Annotated in this window: 18 protein-coding genes; 13 read left to right on the top strand and 5 right to left on the bottom strand. The window is 65.5% G+C overall.

Features of this window, described 5'->3' with window-relative positions:
• Positions 1–18: 18 nt before the first annotated feature.
• From G6R19_RS15910 to G6R19_RS15895, 4 genes are all read right to left on the bottom strand, one after another.
• Entirely contained in the window at positions 19–900 is an 882-nt protein-coding gene (locus G6R19_RS15910; RefSeq protein WP_163166710.1) for a 1,4-dihydroxy-2-naphthoate polyprenyltransferase, read from the bottom strand.
• A gap of 68 nt (positions 901–968) precedes the next feature.
• Complete coding sequence (locus G6R19_RS15905; RefSeq protein WP_163166929.1) at positions 969–2,147, bottom strand: AMP-binding protein; 1,179 nt, start codon at positions 2,145–2,147, stop codon at positions 969–971.
• An 88-nt stretch (positions 2,148–2,235) separates the two neighbouring features.
• Entirely contained in the window at positions 2,236–3,189 is a 954-nt protein-coding gene (locus G6R19_RS15900; RefSeq protein ID WP_163166708.1) for a 1,4-dihydroxy-2-naphthoyl-CoA synthase, read from the bottom strand.
• A 22-nt stretch (positions 3,190–3,211) separates the two neighbouring features.
• Positions 3,212–3,652 (bottom strand): VOC family protein, encoded by a 441-nt coding sequence (locus G6R19_RS15895; protein WP_163166706.1) that lies wholly within the window; start codon positions 3,650–3,652, stop codon positions 3,212–3,214.
• Positions 3,653–3,878: 226 nt separating this feature from the next.
• Here G6R19_RS15895 and G6R19_RS15890 point away from each other — a divergent pair, with 226 nt between their 5' ends.
• Genes G6R19_RS15890 through G6R19_RS15875 form a run of 4 tightly spaced genes read left to right on the top strand, consistent with a single transcriptional unit; the run spans position 3,879 to position 8,855 of the window.
• Positions 3,879–5,150: an extracellular solute-binding protein gene (locus tag G6R19_RS15890; RefSeq protein ID WP_163166704.1), complete on the top strand. Its 1,272-nt coding sequence runs from the start codon at positions 3,879–3,881 to the stop codon at positions 5,148–5,150.
• Between the two features lie 18 nt (positions 5,151–5,168).
• A complete protein-coding gene (locus tag G6R19_RS15885; protein ID WP_163166702.1) occupies positions 5,169–6,098 on the top strand; it encodes a sugar ABC transporter permease in 930 nt (309 codons plus the stop codon).
• Positions 6,099–6,100: 2 nt separating this feature from the next.
• The gene (locus G6R19_RS15880; RefSeq protein ID WP_205484484.1) at positions 6,101–7,018 is read left to right on the top strand and encodes a carbohydrate ABC transporter permease; all 918 of its coding nucleotides are present in this window, start codon (positions 6,101–6,103) and stop codon (positions 7,016–7,018) included.
• Between the two features lie 46 nt (positions 7,019–7,064).
• Positions 7,065–8,855 (top strand): hypothetical protein, encoded by a 1,791-nt coding sequence (locus tag G6R19_RS15875; RefSeq protein ID WP_163166700.1) that lies wholly within the window; start codon positions 7,065–7,067, stop codon positions 8,853–8,855.
• 35 nt (positions 8,856–8,890) lie between these two features.
• Here G6R19_RS15875 and G6R19_RS15870 read toward each other — a convergent pair whose 3' ends face one another.
• Positions 8,891–9,652 carry a CPBP family intramembrane glutamic endopeptidase gene (locus tag G6R19_RS15870; protein WP_163166698.1) on the bottom strand — a complete coding sequence of 254 codons (762 nt, stop codon included), beginning with the start codon at positions 9,650–9,652 and terminating at the stop codon, positions 8,891–8,893.
• 157 nt (positions 9,653–9,809) lie between these two features.
• On the opposite strand from G6R19_RS15870, the gene G6R19_RS15865 reads away from it, so the two are divergent.
• From G6R19_RS15865 to G6R19_RS15825, 9 genes are all read left to right on the top strand, one after another.
• Positions 9,810–10,814: a metal ABC transporter substrate-binding protein gene (locus G6R19_RS15865; protein ID WP_240341914.1), complete on the top strand. Its 1,005-nt coding sequence runs from the start codon at positions 9,810–9,812 to the stop codon at positions 10,812–10,814.
• The gene (locus G6R19_RS15860) at positions 10,811–11,602 is read left to right on the top strand and encodes a metal ABC transporter ATP-binding protein (RefSeq protein WP_163166696.1); all 792 of its coding nucleotides are present in this window, start codon (positions 10,811–10,813) and stop codon (positions 11,600–11,602) included. The genes G6R19_RS15865 and G6R19_RS15860 overlap by 4 nt, the downstream gene beginning before the upstream one ends.
• Complete coding sequence (locus tag G6R19_RS15855) at positions 11,602–12,471, top strand: metal ABC transporter permease (protein ID WP_163166694.1); 870 nt, start codon at positions 11,602–11,604, stop codon at positions 12,469–12,471. Before G6R19_RS15860 ends, G6R19_RS15855 begins: the two co-directional genes overlap by 1 nt.
• Positions 12,472–12,628: 157 nt before the next feature.
• A complete protein-coding gene (gene abc-f, locus G6R19_RS15850; RefSeq protein ID WP_163166692.1) occupies positions 12,629–14,347 on the top strand; it encodes a ribosomal protection-like ABC-F family protein in 1,719 nt (572 codons plus the stop codon).
• Positions 14,348–14,615: 268 nt separating this feature from the next.
• Positions 14,616–14,963: a molybdopterin oxidoreductase gene (locus G6R19_RS15845; protein ID WP_163166690.1), complete on the top strand. Its 348-nt coding sequence runs from the start codon at positions 14,616–14,618 to the stop codon at positions 14,961–14,963.
• Positions 14,963–17,479, top strand: coding sequence for a nitrite reductase large subunit NirB (gene nirB, locus G6R19_RS15840; protein ID WP_163166688.1), 2,517 nt, complete (start codon positions 14,963–14,965; stop codon positions 17,477–17,479). The genes G6R19_RS15845 and nirB overlap by 1 nt, the downstream gene beginning before the upstream one ends.
• Positions 17,476–17,814 (top strand): Rieske (2Fe-2S) protein, encoded by a 339-nt coding sequence (locus G6R19_RS15835; RefSeq protein WP_163166686.1) that lies wholly within the window; start codon positions 17,476–17,478, stop codon positions 17,812–17,814. The genes nirB and G6R19_RS15835 overlap by 4 nt, the downstream gene beginning before the upstream one ends.
• 173 nt (positions 17,815–17,987) lie before the next feature.
• On the top strand, positions 17,988–19,448 hold the full coding sequence (locus G6R19_RS15830; RefSeq protein ID WP_163166684.1) for an amino acid permease: 1,461 nt from the start codon (positions 17,988–17,990) through the stop codon (positions 19,446–19,448).
• A gap of 153 nt (positions 19,449–19,601) precedes the next feature.
• Complete coding sequence (locus G6R19_RS15825; protein WP_163166924.1) at positions 19,602–20,657, top strand: DNA polymerase IV; 1,056 nt, start codon at positions 19,602–19,604, stop codon at positions 20,655–20,657.
• Positions 20,658–20,682 lie beyond the last annotated feature (25 nt).

The raw sequence follows: 20,682 nt of genomic DNA, 5'->3' as shown, positions 1-20,682 counted from the left end.
CCGCGCAGCCCGGCAGTCCTAGAAGCCGTGGCTCAGCACCAAACCCAGTGAAAACAGCAGGCTGTAGCCGAGGTTGATCAGGCCGGTCTGCTTCAGGACCGGGATCAGGCTCTTGCGCTTGCGGCCGTTGATCATCAGCCACGCCGGCATGAGGCAGGCCGGAATCAGCAGCAGGACGATCAGCATCCACGGCCGCCCGGGGGCCAGGATCACCACCAGCATGATGGCTACGGCGAGCATCAGCACGTAGCTCTCCCGGGCGTGCTTGTCGCCGAGCCGCACCGCGAGGGTCTTCTTGCCGGCCTGCATGTCGGTGGGGATATCACGGACGTTGTTGGCCATCAGGAGCGCGGTGGCAATCAACCCCGTGCCGATCGCGCCGATAATGGCCGGCAGGTTGATCTGCCCGGCCTGCGTGTAGGTAGTGCCCAGGGTGGCCACCAGCCCGAAGAACACAAACACAAAAACGTCGCCGAGGCCCATGTAGCCGTACGGGTTCTTGCCTCCGGTGTAGCCCCAGGCCGCCATCACGCAGCCGAGCCCCACCAGGATCAGCCACCAGCTTTGCGTGATTACCACCAGGATCAGCCCGAAAACCATGGCGGCGGCAAACGCACCAAAGGCGGCACGCTTCACGTGCTCGGGGCTGGCAGCGCCAGAGCCCACCAGGCGGAGCGGGCCCACGCGGTCGTCGTCCGTGCCGCGGATACCGTCCGAATAGTCGTTCGCGAAGTTCACGCCCACCTGGAGCAGGAGGGCCACCAGCGCCGCGAGGATGGCGTTGAAGAGCAGGAACGAATCCATTTCATAGGCGGCGGCGGAGCCGATCAGCACCGGCGCAATCGCGGCCGGCAGTGTTCGGAGTCGGGCGCCTTGGATCCATTGTGCGGCTGTGGCCACGGTCAGTACCTCGCGTTGTTTCGGGAAGGCGGCAGGATGGGGGCCCGCCGGGGTGGTGCAGGTCTACTTTACTTTCCCTGATGCAGGGCGTTGAGTTCGGCGGCCATGGCCAGGCGGTCCGGCTTGCCGTTGGGCAGCATCAGCAGGGAGGACGCCGCAAGGACTGTTTTCGGCGCAAGGATGCCCAGCGTCCGGTGCCACTCCTTTTCAAGGACGACGGCGTGGTCCCCGGTCCCTCCGGTGCCGGCTGGCTCAGCAGGCGCTGCGGTCCCTCCAGGCGGGGTGGCCAAGGCCACGTAAGCTGCCACGGCCTGGCCCCATTCCGCGGACGGGACACCGGCCACAAAAGCGGCGGCGACGGCGTCGGACTTTTCCAGTTCCTCCTGCACGTGCGCGGCCGAAACCTTGATCCCGCCGGTGATGATCACGTCGTCGGCGCGGCCCAGAACGGTGAGCCGGCCGTTGTCGTCAATGCTGCCGAGGTCGCTGGTGCGGTACCAGCGCACGCCGTCCTCCTCGAAGAAGGTGCTCCCGCCTTCATCCGGTGCTTCCAGGTAGCCCGCGGCGATCGTGTCGCCGCCCAGCAGGATGCGGCCGTCCTTTTCAATGCGCACGGACACCCCTTCCAGCGGGAAGCCGTCATAGACGCAGCCGCCGCAGGACTCGGCCGAACCGTAGGTGGTGATGACCCGGACGCCGGCATCCCTCGCGGCCGCCAGCAGCGAGGCGGGGGCGGGCGCGCCGCCCAGCAGCACGGCGTTGAAGCGCCGCAGGACCGCGAGGGTCTCCGGGGACGGCGCGTCAAGCAACCGTTGCAGCTGGGTGGGGACCAGCGAGGTGAAGCGGATTTTGTCGGTCAGTTCCTGCGCTGCGGCCGTAAAGGCTTCGGGTGTAAACCCGCCGGACATGTCCATCACCCAGGGGCGCGTGCCCGCGAACAGCGAACGTACCAGGACCTGGATTCCGGCCACGTACTGGACGGGCAGTGCCAGCAGCCACTGGCCCTCGCCCTTGAGGGCCAGGGCCGTAGCCATCGATGAAGCGGCCAGGGATTCCACCGTCAGGACCGTGGCCTTGGGGGCGCCGGTGGAACCGGAGGTGCGCACCACGGCAACGGCGTCGTCGCAGCCGGGCGTTTCCAGGTGGCCCACTACCAGGGCACCGTCTTCACCCACGGAAAGTTCGACGGCGGGGCCCTCGCCGTGGAGGGCGGCTGCCAGCGCCTTCAGCGCCGGGTCGATGTCCAGCACGCCGCTTCCGGGCGTGCCTGCTCCGAGGGATCCGGTGTTCAGGGTTCCGTTACCTTGGGGTTCGGTGTTCATCGAGCGTCCTGCCTTAGAAGTAGTGCGGGAAGCTGGACCAGTCCGGGTCGCGTTTTTCCAGGAACGCTTCCTTGCCCTCCACCGCTTCGTCCGTCATGTACGCCAGCCGGGTGGCTTCGCCGGCGAACACCTGCTGACCCGCCAGGCCGTCGTCCGCGAGGTTGAAGGCAAACTTGAGCATCCGGATCGCCTGGGGCGACTGCCGGGCGATATCGGCGGCATACTCCAGGGCAACCTCTTCCAGGCGTTCATGGTCCACGGCCTCGTTGACGGCGCCCATCCGAACCATGTCCTCAGCGGAATATTCGCGGGCCAGGAAAAAGATCTCCCGGGCAGCCTTTTGCCCGATCTGGCGCGCCAGCAGGGCCGAGCCGTACCCGGCGTCGAAGCTTCCCACTGTGGCGTCGGTCTGCTTGAACCTGCCGAATTGGCGGGAGGCGATGGTGAGGTCTGAGACTACGTGCAGGGAGTGCCCGCCACCGGCCGCCCAGCCGTTGACGACGGCGATGACCACCTTGGGCATGGTGCGCATCAGCCGCTGGACTTCCAGGATATGGAGCCGCCCGGCCCGGGCCGGGTCGATGGTTTCCTGCGTCTCGCCGTCGGCATAGCGGTAGCCGTCCCGGCCCCTGATGCGCTGGTCACCGCCGGAGCAGAAGGAGTGGCCGCCGTCCTTCGGGGAGGGGCCGTTTCCGGTCAGCAGCACCGTGGCGACATCCGGGGACATCCGCGCGTGGTCCATCGCCCGATACAGTTCATCGACCGTGCCGGGGCGGAAGGCATTCCGGACCTCGGGGCGGTTGAAGGCGATCCGCACCGTGGGCAGGTCGCGCACCCATCCGCCGCCGGAATCCCGCTCCACCTGCCGGTGGTAGGTCATGTCCTGGAAGTCGTCGAAGCCGGACACAACACGCCAGCGGGTGGGATCGAAGACGTCGGACACCGAGGCGGGGATTTGGTTGCTCACCGTCCAAGTCTAGTAATCGGGGTCAGCTGATGCAGAACTCGTTGCCCTCAGGGTCCGCCATGGTGTGCCACGAATGTGTCCCTTGGCTGGCGCTCCAAAGGAAAGTGGCGCCCCGGGCCTCGAGTTCCCGGCGCACCTCGTCCTTGTCCCGCCCTGCCAGATCAAGGTCCCAGTGAACGCGGTTCTTGACCGTCTTGCCTTCAGGGGCCGTCTGGAACAGGAGCCGCCTGGCCGGTGCTTTTGCCTCCAGTTCCTCCGGTGGGCGGATCGCGCAGCCTTCCCGCCACACCAGCTTGCCGTTGTGCACTGTTGTCTGGTCCTCGGTGGCGAACCCCTGCTCGATCATGGAGCGGATGAAGCCTTCGTCCTGCGGTTCCACCGCCCATTCGAGCGACTCGGCCCACCAGTCGGCCAGGTAGTGCGGATCCCTGCAGTCGATGACAATCTGGATGTTCAGTCCCATCCCACCAAGGTACGGTGGCAGGTGCTCCTACGGTAGATGCTGCCAGTTTGCACGGGCATGCGCCGAAGGAATTGTAGGGGCGAAAAGTACTCTTGACATATTGTCATGACATAGGTCACAGTTGGGGGCGGAAAGGCTTTTCCCCCAACGGCGTGCTGCCGGCGGAAGGCCCACTTTCAGCAAAGGTCCGACCAGGGCCGGGAGCAAAGAGAGACAGGACAGAGCATTGTCAGAGAAGACAGCAATCTCCAGCATCAGCCGCCGGCAGTTCGGGCTGACGGCATTCGGACTCTCGGCTCTGGCCGCAGGACTCACCGCCTGCGGCAGCGGCGGAGGTACGTCCGAAGGCGGTTCCAAAACCCTCCAGCTGGTCCTCTCCGGTGACACCAACCAGGGCGGCGCGTTCGCGGCCGCTGCCAAGAAGTACCAGGAAGCAACAGGCATCACCATCGAGGTTGTTGACGTTCCGACCGCGGACATTACCACCAAGCTGAAGAACGCCGCCACCGCCAATGACCTTCCTGCCCTGGCCCGCGTCACCAGCATCGATCCGCTGTGGGTCAACCAGCTCCAGGACCTTTCGGACATCGCCAAGTCCCGCGGCATCGACGGGAACTTCCTGCAGGAATCCCCGGACGGAATCATTCCCGCGATTCCTTCAGACCTCACCGCCGTGGGCCTGTTCATCAACAAGAGCCTGTTCGAGAAGGCCGGCGTCAGCTTCCCCACCGCCATCGAACAAACGTGGACCTGGGACGAATTTGTTGCAGCCGTCAATGAGGTGCGCGAGAAGGCAGGCGCCAAGTACGGCGTGGTTATGGACCGCTCCGGCCACCGCCTCCGCGCCATGATGTACGAGTTCGGCAGCACGGCCTTCGCCAAGGAAGGCGACAAGTACGCTGCCGACGACAAAGCCGTGGAGACCCTCGAGTACTTCGCCAGGATCAACGACGACCAGACCATGCCCAAATCCGTCTGGCTCAGCGGCGAGGACGGCAATGCGATGTTCAAGAGCGGCCAGGTGGCCGCGTACTACTCCGGAAGCTGGCAGGTTGCCGACTTCAACAAAAACATCAAGGACTTCGAGTGGCTGTCCGTGCCGCTGCCCAAGAAGGAAGTCAACGCCACCAATCTCGGCGGCGGCTTTATGGTTGCCTTCAAGGACACCGGGCAGGACGAGGAGGCCAAGAAGTTCATCGACTGGTTCTACGACGACGCCAACTACACCGAGTTCGCGAAGCTGGGCGGTTACCTGCCGGTGAAGGACCTCAAGGTTGAGTACCCCTTCCAGCAGGCCTCCTTCGAGCTGTACCAGAAGCAGATTGCCGGCAATGAGGCCAAGGGTGACAACGCCATCAAGCGCGTTGTGTCCGAGGCTTACGCGGAGACCCCGTTCTCCGGCGACCCCCTGCGCGAGGAGACCGTCAAGATGCTCTCCGGCAGCCAGGACGCGAAAACCACGGTGGACAACATCGTGAAGCTTTACAACGGCGCCTGATCAGTGGCCAATCCAACCATGAGCACCACGGTGGCGTCGGGAACGCCCGGGGCGGGCGCCGTCCGGAGCAAATCCCAGCAGAAACGCCGGAACCGGTATGTCATTGCACCGCTGGTCCTGATCGGCGTCAACGTGGTGCTCTTCCTGGTGTTCTTTGTGTGGCCCGGGGCGCTGGGGCTGCTGTATTCCTTCACCGACTACCGCGGCGTGGGCAGGCTGAACTTCATCGGCCTGGCAAACTTCCAGAAGCTCTTCGCCGACGCCACGTTCTATGCGGCGCTGGGCAGGACCTTTGTGTACACCGTCCTGTCCGTGCCGCTGGTGTACGTGTGCTCCCTCGGAGTGGCGGCGCTGCTGGTCAGCAAGGCAGTCCGGGGGCGCACCGCCGCCAAGATCGTGATCTTCCTGCCCTGGTTGATCTCACCGATCGTGGTGGGTGTTATCTGGAAGTGGATGTTCGGGCAGGACTTCGGGTTCGTCAACTTCGTAATCGCCACCCTGGGCGGCAGTCCGGTGCCGTGGTCCAGCAACGGCAACCTGGCCCTGGCGGTGGTCATCTTCGCCTCGGCGTGGGGCGGGACGGCGTTCAACATGCTGCTGTTTATCGCGGCACTGAAGAACATCCCCGAGGCCCTGCTGGAGGCAGCCGAGCTGGACGGGGCCAACGCGTGGCAGCGATTCCTGAACGTCACCCTGCCCGGCATCGCGCCGACGTCGTTCATGGTCATCCTGCTCTCCACCATCCACGCCATGAAGGAATTCGCCATGATCCAGGCGCTGACCAACGGCGGCCCGGGCACGGAAAACACGCTGATCGTCCAGTACATCTACAAGACCGGCTTTGAGCAGTCCAAGGTGGGCTACGCGAGCGCTGCCTCCATGGTGCTGATGGTGGTCCTGCTGGCGATCGCACTCATCCAGCTGCGGTTCAACCGGAAGAAGGCCTGACCATGGCAACTGCTGCAAACCTGCCTCCCGTCATTGCGGAGGAACCAGCGCTGGGCGCCGAGAAAGTCGAGGCCGCCAGGGGCCAGCGCGGCAACCGGGAGGGCCGGGCCAAGCTGTCCGTTCCCTTGACCCTGCTGATGTGGCTCATCGCGGCGATCTATGCGCTGCCGCTCCTGTGGTTCCTGCTCAGCTCGTTCAAGCCGGGCAGTGAACTCTTCAGCTACCCGCTGTCCATGATCCCGCGGGAGTGGACCTTCCAGGGGTTCGTGGACGCCTGGGAGCGCGTGGACTTTGCGCAGTACTTCCTGAACACCGCCACGGTGGCGATCGTCACCACCGTGCTCACCGTGTTCTTCAGCGCCTGCACCGGCTACGCGCTGGCAAAGTACAACAACAAGGGCACCAGGCTGTTCTTCGTCTGCATCCTGGCCACCACCATGCTGCCCACCGAGGTGATCCTGAACCCCACGTTCTCGGTGATCCGTGACCTGGGGCTGTACAACTCGCTGGCGGGCATCATCGTGCCTTCCGTGCTCACCGCCACGGGTGTGTTTATGTTCCGGCAGTTCTTCCTCACGGTTCCCGATGACCTGCTGCACTCGGCCCGCATCGACGGCGCAAGCGAGCTGGCTATCTTCTTCCGCATCATGCTGCCGCTGTCCCGGCCCATCCTGTTTACGCTGGCCATCTTCTCGTTCCAGTGGCGCTGGAATGACTACATCTGGCCTCTGATCGTGCTGAACGATCCCAAGTGGTACACCCTGCAGGTGGCGCTGCGGAGCATTGTGGGGGCGGAAAACATCGACTGGCCGGTACTCCTGGGGGCCTCCGTGATCTCCATCCTGCCGCTGGTCCTGGTGTTTTTCGTCTTCCAGAAGTACGTGCTCAACGCCGACGTCAGCGCCGGCCTGAAGGATTAGGGCGTCCCGCCCTGCCTGTTGGCGGGACCCGTGAAAGGTAACTATTTTGCACACAGCTCCGGCCGACGTCGTCTTCCTGGACCGGGTGGTGGAAGCTGCGGACCAGCACGTGCAGGCGATGCTGGAAACCCACCACGCCGAGTCCTCCGCCCTGCCACACCGGGCCGCCATGGCTCGGCTGCTGGCGCTGGTCGCGGTCCTCACTGAGCCCGGCTCCGCCTTTTCCGGCGGGGACCGGCTTCGGGAGCCGATGGCCAGGTGCCTGGACCGGCTCGAACTGCTGCAGGGACCTACCGGCCTGTTTGACGGAACCAACCTCTGCTCACCACCGGATTCCGCCTTCACCCTGAATGACGTGTGCCTGGCGCTGCGCCTGATCCGGGCCCTGGACTCTCCGGTTCCGGTGCTGGCTGAGGTGGACGCGCGGCTCAGCGGCATTGTTGCCAGCGCCACGGACGCCATGGTCTCGGGCGGGGTCCACACCCCCAACCACCGCTGGGAGCTGTGTGCTGCGCTCGCCCAGATGAACCAGCTGCAGCCCAGGCAGGACATCGCCCACCGGATCGACGAATGGCTGGCCGAGGGGATTGACCAGCTGCCGGACGGGATGTATTCGGAGCGCAGCCCGCTCTACGCCACAGCCGTCACCAATCCCTCCCTGGCCACCATCGCGGACAGTTTCGGCCGGCCGGAGCTGCTGGACCATGTCCGCCGGAACCTCACGGCCTTCCTGCCGATGTTCAACCCGGACGGCAGCGTGGAATCCGTGTTCTCGCGCCGCCAGGACCAGTGGCTGGCCTTCCACGGCGGCCCGTTCCTGCACCTGTACCGGAGGCTGGCCAACCAGGACGGCAACAAGGACTTCGCCGCGGCGGCAGCCTGGCTTGGGACCCTGCCGCTGTACGAGCCTGCCAAGCTGCTCGCCCTGGCCAAGCTGGATCCCTGGCTGGGGGAGGTGCTGCCTGGCGGTGCTGTCCCCGAAGCCCATCCATCGCCGTCGGACGTTCCCTTGGTCCAGTCCGGGTTTGCCGCGCCGGAACTGCCCGCGCCGGAACTGCCCGCGGCACTCGCCCCGGCGCAGGCGTCCCTGGAGAGCTGCGGCCTCCACCGATTCCGGAGCGGGGCGTCCGTCACAACGGTGTTTGGCGGCTGCGACGACCTGGTTCCCGGCGTGGTGTCCGGGCTGGCCAGCAACCCCACGTTCCTCCGTTTCGGCAACGGCGACGCCCTGCTCGACGGCGTCCGGCTCTCCCGCAGCTTCTTCGACCTGGGCCCCTTCCGCAGCCAGCACACGGTCCGCAACGGCAACACCGTGGCGCTTTCCGAGACAGTGGCGGCCAACTTCTACCTGCCCCTTCCCGCCGAAAAACGGCGGAAGGACGGCATCTACGCGCTGGAGCATGAGGGCAGGTTCAGTGCCGGCATGGACTTCAGCAGCCGGCCCACGGTGGTTCACCGGCTGGACACGGGGGTTGTGGTGGAGGTCCTGGGCGACCGGACGAGCCTGACCATCGGTTTCGACGGCGCGGACACCTCCTTTGCCCTGGAACTCACCTTCCGGCCCGGGGGAGTGCTCGACGGCGTGCTGCCGCTGGGTTCGCCTGGCGCCTTCCAACTGGTGGCGGGAGTGGGGCGCTACCGGGTGGGTTCGGACGTTATCGAATTCGGTCCCGGCCTTCCTGCGGATCCGGACGCTCCGCCGGCCTACAATCCCGGTGAGAGCTACAGGTACCTTGCCGGAACGAATGCTTCGGAAGGCATAAAGGTGTTCATCACCGGCAGGACCAAGGGCAGGCAAGTCTTTACGCTGCGGGCCCTCAGCCAGCAGTCCTCCTAGGGAGTGTTGCTAAAGCGGGCGCCCGGGATGACTGCTTAGGCCGGGACCTGCTGGAGCTGTTCGTAGAATTCCGGCGGAATGGCGTAGATGAACACGACGGCCAGCAGGTTCTTTGCAGCATGGACAAAGTAGGAGAACATCAAGTTCCTGCCGGTCCAGACGTAGACGAACACCAGCGTTGCCCCGATGGCCAGATAGGGAAGCAGGACTGTGAGGGTGAGGGCTTCGCGGCCCACCACGTGCAGGGCGGCGAACAGGACCACTGACAACACGCAGCACACCCAGATGTTTACCCGCCGGCTCAGTTTGCCGATCAGCAGGTGGCGGAAGATGAATTCCTCCACGAACGGGCCCACCACCACCAGCAGCGGGACCATCAGCCACGCCGGAACCTGCTGCATCAAAGCCTGAAGTCCTGCCTGGTTCTCGGAGGTCTCCACACTGCCGCTGGCCCCCACCGCAATGGCGGAGAGGATCATCATCGCAATCACTGCGGCCGGGACCATCAGCAACGTGAACCACGGGCGGGTGGCCAGGACCCGCAAGTCACGGCCCACCACCCGTCGCGCGGCGACGACGGCGAGTATGCCCACGACGGCATAGAAGAGCAGGTTCGTCGCGTAGGAGGCGGCGGCAGGAGTGGGCGCCACCTGCCGAAGGACAGGAGCGATCAGTGGCCCGGCCAGGACGAAAAAACCTGCAAGGCCCACGTAAAGGACCACAGCGATGAAATCCAGGGGCGAAAAGCGGTAAAGCTGTGGCTGTGGTGCGGGTGGTACTCGGTGTGCGGTGGCCATGGTTTCAGCCTAGCTTCCCCCGACCTCCCCAACCCGCCCTTGCCCTATCACTTCCGGTTGTCATTCGGGTTCTTGGGGACCAAAAGTGATAGGGCAACGGGGAGGCAGCGAGCTTGTGCGTTGCCGGGGGAATCGTGCTTCGCCTAGAATGTTCGGTATGCCTAAATTTTCGTTTCGGTGCGCCAAAGTAGCCGCCCGAACCAGCCCCGTGCCGCGGGTCACGTCCCTCGCCGCCGCGGCGGCCGCCGTCGTACTTTCCCTGCTGCTGGCCGCCTGCGGAGGGGGAGCTGAGGGCAATGGGGGTGCCGCCGGAAACGGCAGCGACAGCAAGCCCGTGGTGCTGACAACCTTCACGGTGCTCGCCGACGTCGCCCGGAACGTGGCCGGGGACAAGCTCACGGTTGAGTCGATCACCAAAGCCGGCGCCGAGATCCATGGCTACGAGCCCACTCCCGGGGACATCCGGAAGGCATCGAAGGCTGATCTGATCCTGGACAACGGCCTGAACCTGGAAGCATGGTTCGGACAGTTCGTCGAAGGCCTGGACGTCCCGCACGCCGTGGTGAGCGATGGCGTGCAGGTCATGTCCATCAGTGAAGACTCGTACCAGGGCAAGCCCAACCCGCACGCCTGGATGTCGCCGGTGAATGTGCAGATCTACGTGGACAACATGGTGAAGGCATTCAGCGAGCTGGACCCGGACAGCGCCGGGACCTTCAAGGCCAACGGTGACGCCTACAAGGCTGAGCTGCAGGCTGTGCAGGACCAGATGAAGTCCAGCCTCGCCGCTGTCCCGGAAACGCAGCGCGCCCTGGTCACCTGTGAAGGCGCCTTCTCCTACCTGGCCCGTGACGCCGGGCTGACTGAGGTTTACATCTGGGCCGTCAACGCCGAACAGCAGGCAACACCGCAACAGATCACCCGGGCCATCGAGTACGTCAAGGCGAACAAGGTCCCGGCCGTCTTCTGCGAATCCACTGTTTCCGACGCCCCCATGCAGCAGGTGGTGGGCGCTACCGGAGCCACATTCGGCGGGACCCTCTACGTCGACTCACTCTCTGAGGCGGACGGACCGGTACCCACGTACCTGGACCTCATCCGGCACGACGCCGAAGTCATCACCAAGGCGCTCGCCGGGGCAACAACTGGAGCTGGGTCATGACCTCCCCGGCAATCCTCGTGGAGAACGTCACCGTCCATTACGGCGAGGTCCGGGCCCTGGATTCAGCAGCCCTGACCCTTGACCCCGCGCGGATTTGCGGCCTGGTGGGAATGAACGGCTCCGGCAAGTCCACGCTGTTCAAGGTGATCATGGGGATGATCAGGCCCGACGCCGGTACGGTACGCATCAACGGGCAGTCGCCGTCGAGGGCGCGCAAGGAGGGCGGCATCGGCTACGTGCCGCAGAGCGAGGATGTTGACTGGCAGTTTCCGCTGTCCGTGCGCGACGTGGTGATGATGGGCCGCTACGGCCACCAGGGCTTTACCCGCCGTGCGTCCAAAGCTGACCGCGCCGCCGTCGATGAAGCACTGGACCGGGTGGAACTGGGACCCTATGCGGGCCGCCAGATCGGCCAGCTCTCCGGCGGCCAGAAGAAACGCGCCTTCGTGGCCCGCGGCATCGCACAGGGAGCAACCACCATGCTCCTGGACGAACCCTTCGCCGGTGTGGACAAGAGGTCCGAGGCAACCATCACCCGCCTCCTGCGGGAGCTTGCCTCGGACGGCTGCACCATCCTGGTGTCCACGCACGATCTGCATGCCCTGCCGCAGCTGTGCGACGAAGCCGTGCTGCTGATGCACAAAGTACTGATGCACGGCCCGCCGGACGTGGTGCTGCAGCCCGAAAACCTGGCGATGGCCTTCGGGCTGGACGTGCTGGAGCGGGACCAGCCGGACAGCAAGGTTTCGGGCACCAGGACCCTGGACGGCAAGCGGGTGAACCACTGATGGAGATCCTCCTCGAACCGCTGGGTTATGACTTTATGGTCCGAGCGCTGGTCACCACCGCCCTGGCCGCGGTTGTCTGTGCCGTGCTGAGCTGCTGGCTGGTGCTGATCGGCTGGTCGCTGATGGGCGATGCCGTGTCTCACGCCGTGCTGCCCGGAGTGGTGCTGGCGTACATCGTGGGGGCGCCGTTTGCGCTCGGCGCGCTGGTGTTCGCCCTGATTGCCGTGACGTTGATCGGGGTGGTCCGCAACACCAGCCGTGTGAAGGAGGACGCCGCGATCGGCATCGTGTTTTCCTCGCTGTTCGCCCTGGGCCTGGTGCTGATCTCGGTGACGCCCAGCCAGACAGACCTGAACCACATCATCTTCGGCAACCTGCTCGGCGTCAGCGTTCCGGACCTGATCCAGGTCCTGGTGCTGGGGGTGGTGGCGTTTGTCATCCTCATCCTCAAGCGGCGGGACCTCACCCTCTACGCCTTCGACCCCACCCATGCCCACGCCATAGGACTCTCACCCCAGCGCCTTGGCGCGCTGCTCCTGGGCCTGCTGGCCCTGACGTCCGTTGTGGCTCTGCAGACTGTGGGCGTGGTCCTGGTGGTGGCCATGTTGATCATCCCGGGAGCCACGGCCTACCTGCTGACTGACCGCTTCTCGCGGATGCTGGTCATTGCCCCCGTGATCTCCGCTGTGTGCTCCCTCGCCGGCATCTACCTCAGCTACTACCTGGACACGGCCTCCGGGGCCATGGTGGTCCTCACGCAGGGAGTGGTGTTCGCCGTCGTCTACCTCTTCAGCCCCAGGCAGGGGCTGATCGGCACCCGGCTGGCGAAGGCCCGCCGAAGGAAAGCCGCGGCGCTCGCCACTGCTTGACGGGGCGCCCGGGGGCAGGCAGGCTGGAGCGATGAAGTCCTAACCCGGCAGGCCGGCCACGCCGGACTGTTCCCCACAATCCAAGGCCGCCGTCGAGCACCGGATGAACCCGGTCCAGCTCCGGCGCCCACACAGCGGAACTTTGCGAGGACTTCCCTTGACTGAACACATCAACCTCTCGGACGTCACCCACGGCTACGGCGACCGGTTGCTGCTCGACGGCGTCAACCTGGTGATCGCTGCCGGCGAGCACGCAGCGGTGGTCGGCGAGAACGGTGCCGGCAAATCCACCCTGCTGCGGATCCTGGCCGGACTCGAACAGCCCCAGGAAGGGACGGCCACTCTCCACGGCCGGGTGGGCTACCTGGCCCAAACCCATGGGCTGCCCGAGTCCTTGACGGTGGGAGGGGCCATCGACGCATCGCTCGCATCGCTCCGGGACCTTGAAGCAGAGCTGGACCGGCTTGAGGCCGGGCTGGCCGACGCGGAGGAGAGCGACCTGGAAGCCTACGGCAGGCTGCAGACGGAGTACCAGCTGCGCGAAGGATACGCCGCGGAATCCCGCGTGGAGGCCGCGCTGGACCGGCTGGGACTGGGCGGCCTGGACCGCCGCCGTGCCCTCGGATCGCTCTCCGGCGGGGAACAGGAACGTGTGGCGCTGGCCTGCGTTCTGGCGGACCCCGCGGACATCCTGCTCCTCGATGAACCAACCAACCACTTGGACGCCCGCGGAACAGCGTGGCTGGAGGACCGGCTGGCGGCGCACCGGGGCACTGTGGTGGTGGTTTCCCATGACCGCATGCTGCTGCGCAAGGTGGCAGCCAATGTCATCGAAGTGGATGCCGAACGGCGTACCGTCACCCGCTATGGCAACGGGTACGACGGCTACCTCCGCGAGAAAGCCGCTGAACGCCAGCGCTGGATCCAGCAGTACCACGGCTGGCTGCACGCCATGGAGGGCGAAAAGCGGCAGGCAGAGACCGTTGCCGGGACCATGGGGTACGGCCGCAAGCGGGACGGCGACAAGATGGGCTTCGATTTCAAGGCCGGCACGTGGCAGAAAGCCGCCAGCAGCCAGGTCCGGAACGCACAGGAACGGTTGCGGCGGCTGGAAGCCAGCCCGGTGGAGCAGCCGCCGGTGCCCCTTCGGCTGGCCGCTCCGGAGTCTTTGCACGCTGTGCCATCCGGCGAAGAGATGGCTGCGCCGCTGGCCGCCCATGGAGTCAGCGTTCCCAGCCGGCTTCGAGCCACGGACTTCCAGGCGGGCCTCGGCCAGAAGGTCCTTATCACCGGGCCCAACGGCGCCGGCAAGTCCACGCTATTGTCCGTGTTGGCGGGAACCCTGGCGCCCAGCGAAGGACGGGTGACCCGGCCTGAACGGGTGGGCTACCTGCAACAGGAACTGGAGCTGCCGCAACGGCCTTCGCTCCGGCTGCTGCCGGCCTTCGCGTCAGGGCTGGGCGGGAACATCGATGAGCATGCCGAGGCGCTCCTGCGGTTGGGCCTGTTCCGCACCAGCGAGTTCCATGTTCCCGTTGGCAGCCTGTCCGCAGGACAGCAGCGGCGGCTCGCGCTCGCCCGGCTGCTCCTTGGCGGCTACAGCACATTGATTGTGGACGAACCCACCAACCATCTGGCGCCGGTACTGGTGGAACAGCTTGAGGCCGCGCTCGCAACCTTCACCGGAACCCTGGTGATGGTCAGCCACGACCGGGCCCTCCGGGAGTGGTTTGCCAGGTGCCAGCGTGCAGCGGCGAACGGCGCGAACGGCGGGAATGGCGGGAGCACCGTGAACGGCGGGAGCACCGACGGGGGCGCCGGTAACGGGCGCTGGATCCGCTACTCCATGGATAAGGGCGTACTCGCTAAGGCATGATGTGAGTTTTGGGGTCGCGGCTGCCTCCGCCGATTCGACGGTTCCGCGCCCGCTCGACGTCGGCCGCCGTCGAACCCGTAGGGAACCGTCGAAATGGCAGAGGGGGCGGAGTCGGAGGGCGGAGGCTGGCCAGGCAGCGCCGGTGCGAAGGCCCGGACGATGGTGAGAATTGCTTCAAGAGATGGTTACCGGGAAACCGGCGGCCGGAAACATCGGCGGCGGATGATGGGCCCATGCCAGTCGTTCCGCCGGCCGAAAGGATCTGTCCGTGATCACCAAGAACCTTTTCCTCCAAGGCATCTACCCCTTCAAAGGCGCAGGGCTGGAAAAACCGGCCCCGATCCACAGCGAACTGTCCCATTACGTCCCGGACGGTGTGATAAACCAGACCCTCTACTTTCGTGGCGGCAACTCCAGCGGGGAACTGGTCACGGTGGTCCTGGTGCTTAACGGCGTACCCATGCGCTACTTCCCCATCGGAGCGAAGAGCGATGTCCATGTGCCGCTCCGCGTTGTCGAGGACATCGAGGGCGGCTCGGTGATCGAGCTCCATCTGGCTGCCCCCGAAGGCATTGAGGGTTCGGTTGTTGTTGATCTGGGCATGGTGGAGCACTGATGACCAGCGTGGTGGACCGCCCCCAAGGCAGGCACGCAACCACCCCGCCGCGCCGCCGCCTGGTGGTGATCGGCAATGGCATGGCAGGCGCCAGGGCAGTGGAGGAGATCCTTGCCCGGGGAGGCGCCGGCCAGTTCACCATAACGATGTTCGGTGATGAGCCGTACGGGAACTACAACCGCATCATGCTCAGCCACGTCCTTTCCGGCGAGGAAAGCCATGCCGACATCTTCCTGAACTCCCTGTCCTGGTACCGCGAGAACAACATCACCCTCCACGCCGGGGTCAGGGCCGAACGGATTGACAAATTCACCCGGCACGTCTTCTCCAGCTACGGGAGGGTCACTCCCTACGATGTCCTGATCATCGCCACCGGAAGCCGCTCCCACATGCCGCCGATGGACGGGCTCCACACGCCCGGCGGCTCCGTAAAGCAGGGCGTTTTCGGCTTCCGTACCATCGATGACACCCAGCGGATGGTGGCCCATGCCCAGCAGGAGCATCACCGCCGCGCCGTGGTGATCGGCGGCGGGCTCCTGGGGCTCGAGGCGGCCTACGGCCTGCGCAGCCACGGGTTAGACGTGGAGGTGGTCCATTCCGGCGGGCACCTGATGAACTCGCAGATGGGGCCCGACGGCGGCGCGGTGCTCCGCAGGAGCGTGGAGGCACTTGGCATCGGGGTGCATACGGGCAGCCGAACCACTGCCGTACTCGGTACCGACCGGGTCACGGGTATCAGCCTCCGCGATCAGCCGGAAATCAGCTGCGACATGGTGGTGGTTGCGGCCGGAATCCGTCCCAACGTGGACCTGGCGGTACTCAGCGGGCTGCCGGTGGAACGGGCCATTGTGGTGGATGACAGGCTGCGGGTGCAGGACGAGGAGGACATCTACGCCGTGGGGGAGTGCGTCCAGCACCGCGGCGAGGTGTACGGCCTGGTGGCCCCGCTGTGGGAACAGGCCGTGGTCCTGGCGAACCACGTCACTGGCGCGGACACGAGCGCCGCCTACCTCGGCTCCCGGACAGCCACCAAGCTTAAGGTGGCGGGCGTGGAAGTGGCTTCCATGGGCCTGCACGGGCCGGAACGCGACAGCGACGAACACATCGTCTTTTCAGAACCCAGCCGGGGCGTCTTCAAGTCCATTGTGGTCCGGGACAACAAGATGGTGGGCGCGACCCTCCTGGGTGACAGCCGCAAGGTGGCATTCCTGACCCAGGCCTACGACCGCGGCCTGCCGCTCCCGGAGGAGCGGCACAATTTGCTGTTTGATTTGGGCGCCCCGGACGGCGATGTGGGGGTGGCCGAACTCGACGACGACGCGCAGGTCTGCAACTGCAATGGCGTCAACAAGAAGGCACTGGTGGGAGCGGTGAAGGGCGGCTGCACCACGGTGGCCGGTGCGATGGACGCCACCCGTGCAGGCAAAGGCTGTGGCTCCTGCAAGCTGCTGGTGCAGCAGGTGGTGGAATGGGCGGCTGGCGGTGCCGTTGAGGAGGACCCGGCCGCCGGCTACTACGTCCCGGGAATCCCACTGGACAAGCCGGCGCTCATGGACGAAATCCGGAAGCGCGGGCTGCGCTCCGTCTCCCAGGTGTTCCAGGCCCTGGCCCCCGGCAGCCTCGAGGATGCCAAATCCAAGATGGGGCTCGCCTCGCTGCTGAAAATGATGCTGGCGGACCATTACATCGACGAACGCGACGCCCGGTTCATCAACGACCGGGTGCACGCCAACATCCAGCGCGATGGCACGTTCTCCGTGGTGCCGCAGATGAAAGGCGGCGTGACGAGCGTCCAGCAGCTTCGCCGCATCGCCGACGTCGCTGAGAAGCACAAGGTTCCGCTGATCAAGCTGACCGGCGGCCAGCGCATCGACCTGCTGGGCATTCCCAAGGAGGACCTGCCGCAGGTGTGGGCGGACCTGGACATGCCCTCCGGCTACGCGTACGGCAAAAGCTTCCGCACGGTCAAGACCTGCGTTGGTAAGGACTTTTGCCGCTACGGCACAGGGGACTCAACAAAACTGGGCATCGAGATTGAATCCCGCTTCCAGGGCATCGAGTCGCCGGCCAAACTGAAACTCGCCGTGTCCGGCTGCCCGCGGAACTGCGCCGAATCGCTGGTGAAGGATGTTGGCGTCGTGGCGGTGGAAGGCGGCCGCTGGGAGATCTATGTAGGGGGAGCAGCAGGCGCCCACATCCGCAAGGGCGACCTGCTGGCGACTGTAGACGATCCGGAGCAGGTGAAGGTCCTCACCGGCCGGTTTATGCAGTACTACCGTGAGCAGGCTAACTGGCTGGAACGTACCTACGCCTATGTGCCGCGGGTGGGCATCGAACATCTCCGAGCGGTGGTTGTTGAGGATTCCGAAGGAATTGCAGCGCGGCTGGACACCGCCATGCAGGCCTCCGTAGACAATTACGTGGACCCCTGGAGCGAGCGCAATGATCCTCTGACGCCCGGCCAGTTCAGGACGTCGCTTCCCCTGACGGTCCTTCCCCAGGTGCCGGTTCAATGAACAGCGCCGAGGCACATGGGAGCCCAGCCTTTCATCTCCTGGGTCCCGTTGACCAGATTCCGTTGGGTGAGGGCAGGGCTTTTGCGGTGGACGGCGAACAGGTGGCAGTCTTCCGGCTCCGGGACGGCGCACTGCGCGCGCTCGCCGCCGTCTGCCCGCACCGCGGCGGGCCGATTGCGGACGGCACCATTGACCGGCAAGTGGTGATCTGCCCCTTGCACCAGCACGCGTTTGACCTGGCGACCGGCTGCTCAACCACCGGGCAGGAACCGCTGCGCAGCTACAACGTGACGTTGGACGGGGACCGGAACGTGGTGCTGCAGACGGGCGTGTAGTGCGCGTCACGTAGCATCCCTGCGCGTCTTGTAAGATAGACGAGCCGCGCGAAGCTTCGGCGCCACGAGAGATTCCGATCACATTCGGTTGCCCAACAGGGCAAAACGCCGAATTTGTGAGCGGAATCATCCGTGTCCGGATGCGGCCAACCCCCAACCCACAAGGAATCGTTGTGCCTCAAAGTACCCCCACAGATCTCCAGAACACCACGGCACCATCCACCGCCGTCGACCCCACCCTCAGCGCCGAGGGTTATAGCAAGACCCTGGGCAGGCGCCACGTCACCATGATCGCCATGGGCGGCGCCATCGGCGTCGGCCTCTTCATGGGTGCCGGCGGACGCCTGGCCTCCACCGGCCCGGCCCTGATTTTTTCCTACGCCATCGCCGGCGTCATTGCATACCTGCTGATGCGGGCACTGGGCGAGCTCATCATGTACCGCCAGACCTCCGGCTCGTTCGTGAGCTACGCCGGTGAGATGTTCGGCAAGAAGGGCGCGTTCCTTTCGGGCTGGATGTACTTCATCAACTGGGGCATGACGGGCATCGCCGAACTGATTGCCATCGGCCTCTACTTCCAGTTCTTCTTCCCCAACGTTCCAGTGGAAGCCTCGGCCATCGCCGCGCTGGCTCTCCTTGTGGCGGTCAACCTGCTGAGCGTCAAGGCGTTCGGCGAGTTCGAGTTCTGGGCTTCCTGCCTCAAGGTCGGTGCCATCCTGATCTTCCTGGCGGTAGGCACCTTCATGGTGGTCACCAACGCGCAGGTGGGTGACGGCAACGCATCGGTGGCGAACCTGTTCGCCGCGGAAGGCGGCATGTTCCCCAAGGGCGCCCTGGTGATGGTCCTGGTCCTCAACGCCGTGATTTTCGCCTACAACGGCATCGAACTGGTGGGCATCACCGCCGGCGAGATGCAGAATCCGGAACGCGAAGTGCCCAAGGCGATCCGCGCCGTCGTCCTCCGCATCGTGGTGTTCTACGTTGGTTCGGTCACCCTGCTGGCCATGCTGCTGCCCTCCGACCAGTACGTGGCGGGAACCTCGCCGTTCGTGACGGTCTTCGGTCAGATGGGCCTGGCATGGGTGGGCGACGTGATGAATATGATCGTGATCACCGCGGCCCTGTCTTCCTGCAACTCCGGCCTGTACTCGATTGGCCGTGTGTTCCGCACCATGGCCAACAACGGCCACGCCCCGCAGTGGCTCACCCGCATGTCCAAGCGGCACGTCCCGTACGCGGCCATCCTCGCCATCGCGGCCTTCTACCTGGTGGGCATCCTGCTCAACATCTGGCTGGGCGGCTCGCACGCGTTTGACCTGGCCCTGAACACGGCCTCCATCGGCGTGATCTTCACCTGGGGTGCCATCTTCGCCAGCCAGATCGCGCTGCGCCACCGCAAGGGCGTCACGTCCACGCTGCCGATGCCCGGTTCGCCGTGGACCAGCTGGGCCGGCCTGATCGGACTGCTGGCCATCACGGTGCTGATTGGCTTCGACACGATGACCAGCAAGAGCGGCGAGGTGTTCTACCTGGGCCTGTGGACCCTGGCCACCATCCCGTTCTTCGCCGTTGTCCTGTGGCTGGGCTGGCAGAAGGTCAAGCAGAACGAACCGAAGAACGCGCTGTACAGCTAACGGTTCACCCAAGCAGTACCACGACGGCGGGATTCCCTGGGCGGGGATCCCGCCGTCGTCGTTTCCCTGGCCAGCGATTACGACGGCGGCACGCTGGGAGTGTGGTGCGGAGCGCCCGGCCGGGGCAGACTGGGGCATGTGACCGAACCCTGGGTGCTCCATGTGGACCTTGACCAGTTCATTGCAGCCGTCGAAGTCCTCCGCCGGCCCGAACTCGCGGGCAAGGCGGTGATCGTTGGCGGCCGCGGCGATCCCACCGAGCGGGCGGTGGTGTCCACGGCGTCCTACGAAGCCAGGGCGTACGGCGTCGGCTCGGGAATGCCGCTGCGCATCGCCGCACGAAAGGTGCCCGACGCCGTCATCCTGCCCGTCGACCAGGAGGCCTACCTTGCTGCATCCGAGCAGGTCATGTCAGTGCTGCGCGCGCAGCCGGGCGCCACTGTCCAGGTACTGGGCTGGGACGAAGCGTTTGTTGGCGTGCAGGCAGCGGAGCCCGAGGCCTACGCGCGGCAACTGCAGCGGGCCGTCCTGGAGGAAACCCGGCTGCACTGCAGTGTGGGTGTTGGCGACACCCTGGTCCGAGCCAAGGTAGCCACCACGTTCGGCAAGCCGGCCGGCGTCTTCCGGCTCACCGAAGAGAACTGGCTCGACGTGATGGGAAGCCGGCCGACGATCGAGCTGTGGGGTGTGGGAACCAAGGTGTCGCGCCGCCTGGCCACCCTCGGCATCAAGACTGTTGCCCAGCTTGTGGCGTCCAATCCTGATGACCTGGTTCCAGAATTCGGCCCGAAGATGGGCCCCTGGTACGCGCAGCTCGGACGGGGCGACGGGTCACGGACAGTCGATGACACGCCCTGGGTGGCACGCGGGCACAGCCGGGAAACCACCTTCCAGCACGATCTGACTGAACCCGGGCAGATTGACGACGCCGTCCGGGAGTTGGCAGCGCACGTCCTGGAGGATGTCGGAGCCGAGGGGCGGCCGGTAGTCGGATTGACCCTCAAGGTCCGGTACGCGCCGTTCATCACCAAGACCTACGCCCGGAAGATTCCCGAGACATCCGACCCCGCGGAAGTGCTTGCGCGCACGCACGACCTGGTGGCGAAGATCGAGCCGGGCCGCCCCATCAGGCTCCTCGGACTGCGTGCCGAAATGACGATGCCCGAGGACTCCCGGCAGGGGCATACTCCGACCCGCAGCGGATGGTGAAGCTGGCTGGACAGCAGAATGGCGG

The organism is Arthrobacter sp. Alg241-R88 (assembly GCF_900537115.1).
Classification (GTDB): domain Bacteria; phylum Actinomycetota; class Actinomycetes; order Actinomycetales; family Micrococcaceae; genus Arthrobacter.
Note: the sequence above shows the minus strand (reverse complement) of the source record. Positions and strands in the feature narration are given on the sequence as shown.

Coding starts and splice junctions, on each gene's coding strand:
- G6R19_RS15860 (WP_163166696.1), top strand. CDS start 10,811: ATGACCTCCCCGGCAATCCTCGTGGAGAACGTCACCGTCCATTACGGC.
- G6R19_RS15870 (WP_163166698.1), bottom strand. CDS start 9,652: ATGGCCACCGCACACCGAGTACCACCCGCACCACAGCCACAGCTTTAC.
- G6R19_RS15855 (WP_163166694.1), top strand. CDS start 11,602: ATGGAGATCCTCCTCGAACCGCTGGGTTATGACTTTATGGTCCGAGCG.
- G6R19_RS15885 (WP_163166702.1), top strand. CDS start 5,169: ATGAGCACCACGGTGGCGTCGGGAACGCCCGGGGCGGGCGCCGTCCGG.
- G6R19_RS15880 (WP_205484484.1), top strand. CDS start 6,101: ATGGCAACTGCTGCAAACCTGCCTCCCGTCATTGCGGAGGAACCAGCG.
- G6R19_RS15895 (WP_163166706.1), bottom strand. CDS start 3,652: ATGGGACTGAACATCCAGATTGTCATCGACTGCAGGGATCCGCACTAC.
- G6R19_RS15835 (WP_163166686.1), top strand. CDS start 17,476: ATGAACAGCGCCGAGGCACATGGGAGCCCAGCCTTTCATCTCCTGGGT.
- G6R19_RS15865 (WP_240341914.1), top strand. CDS start 9,810: ATGCCTAAATTTTCGTTTCGGTGCGCCAAAGTAGCCGCCCGAACCAGC.
- nirB (WP_163166688.1), top strand. CDS start 14,963: ATGACCAGCGTGGTGGACCGCCCCCAAGGCAGGCACGCAACCACCCCG.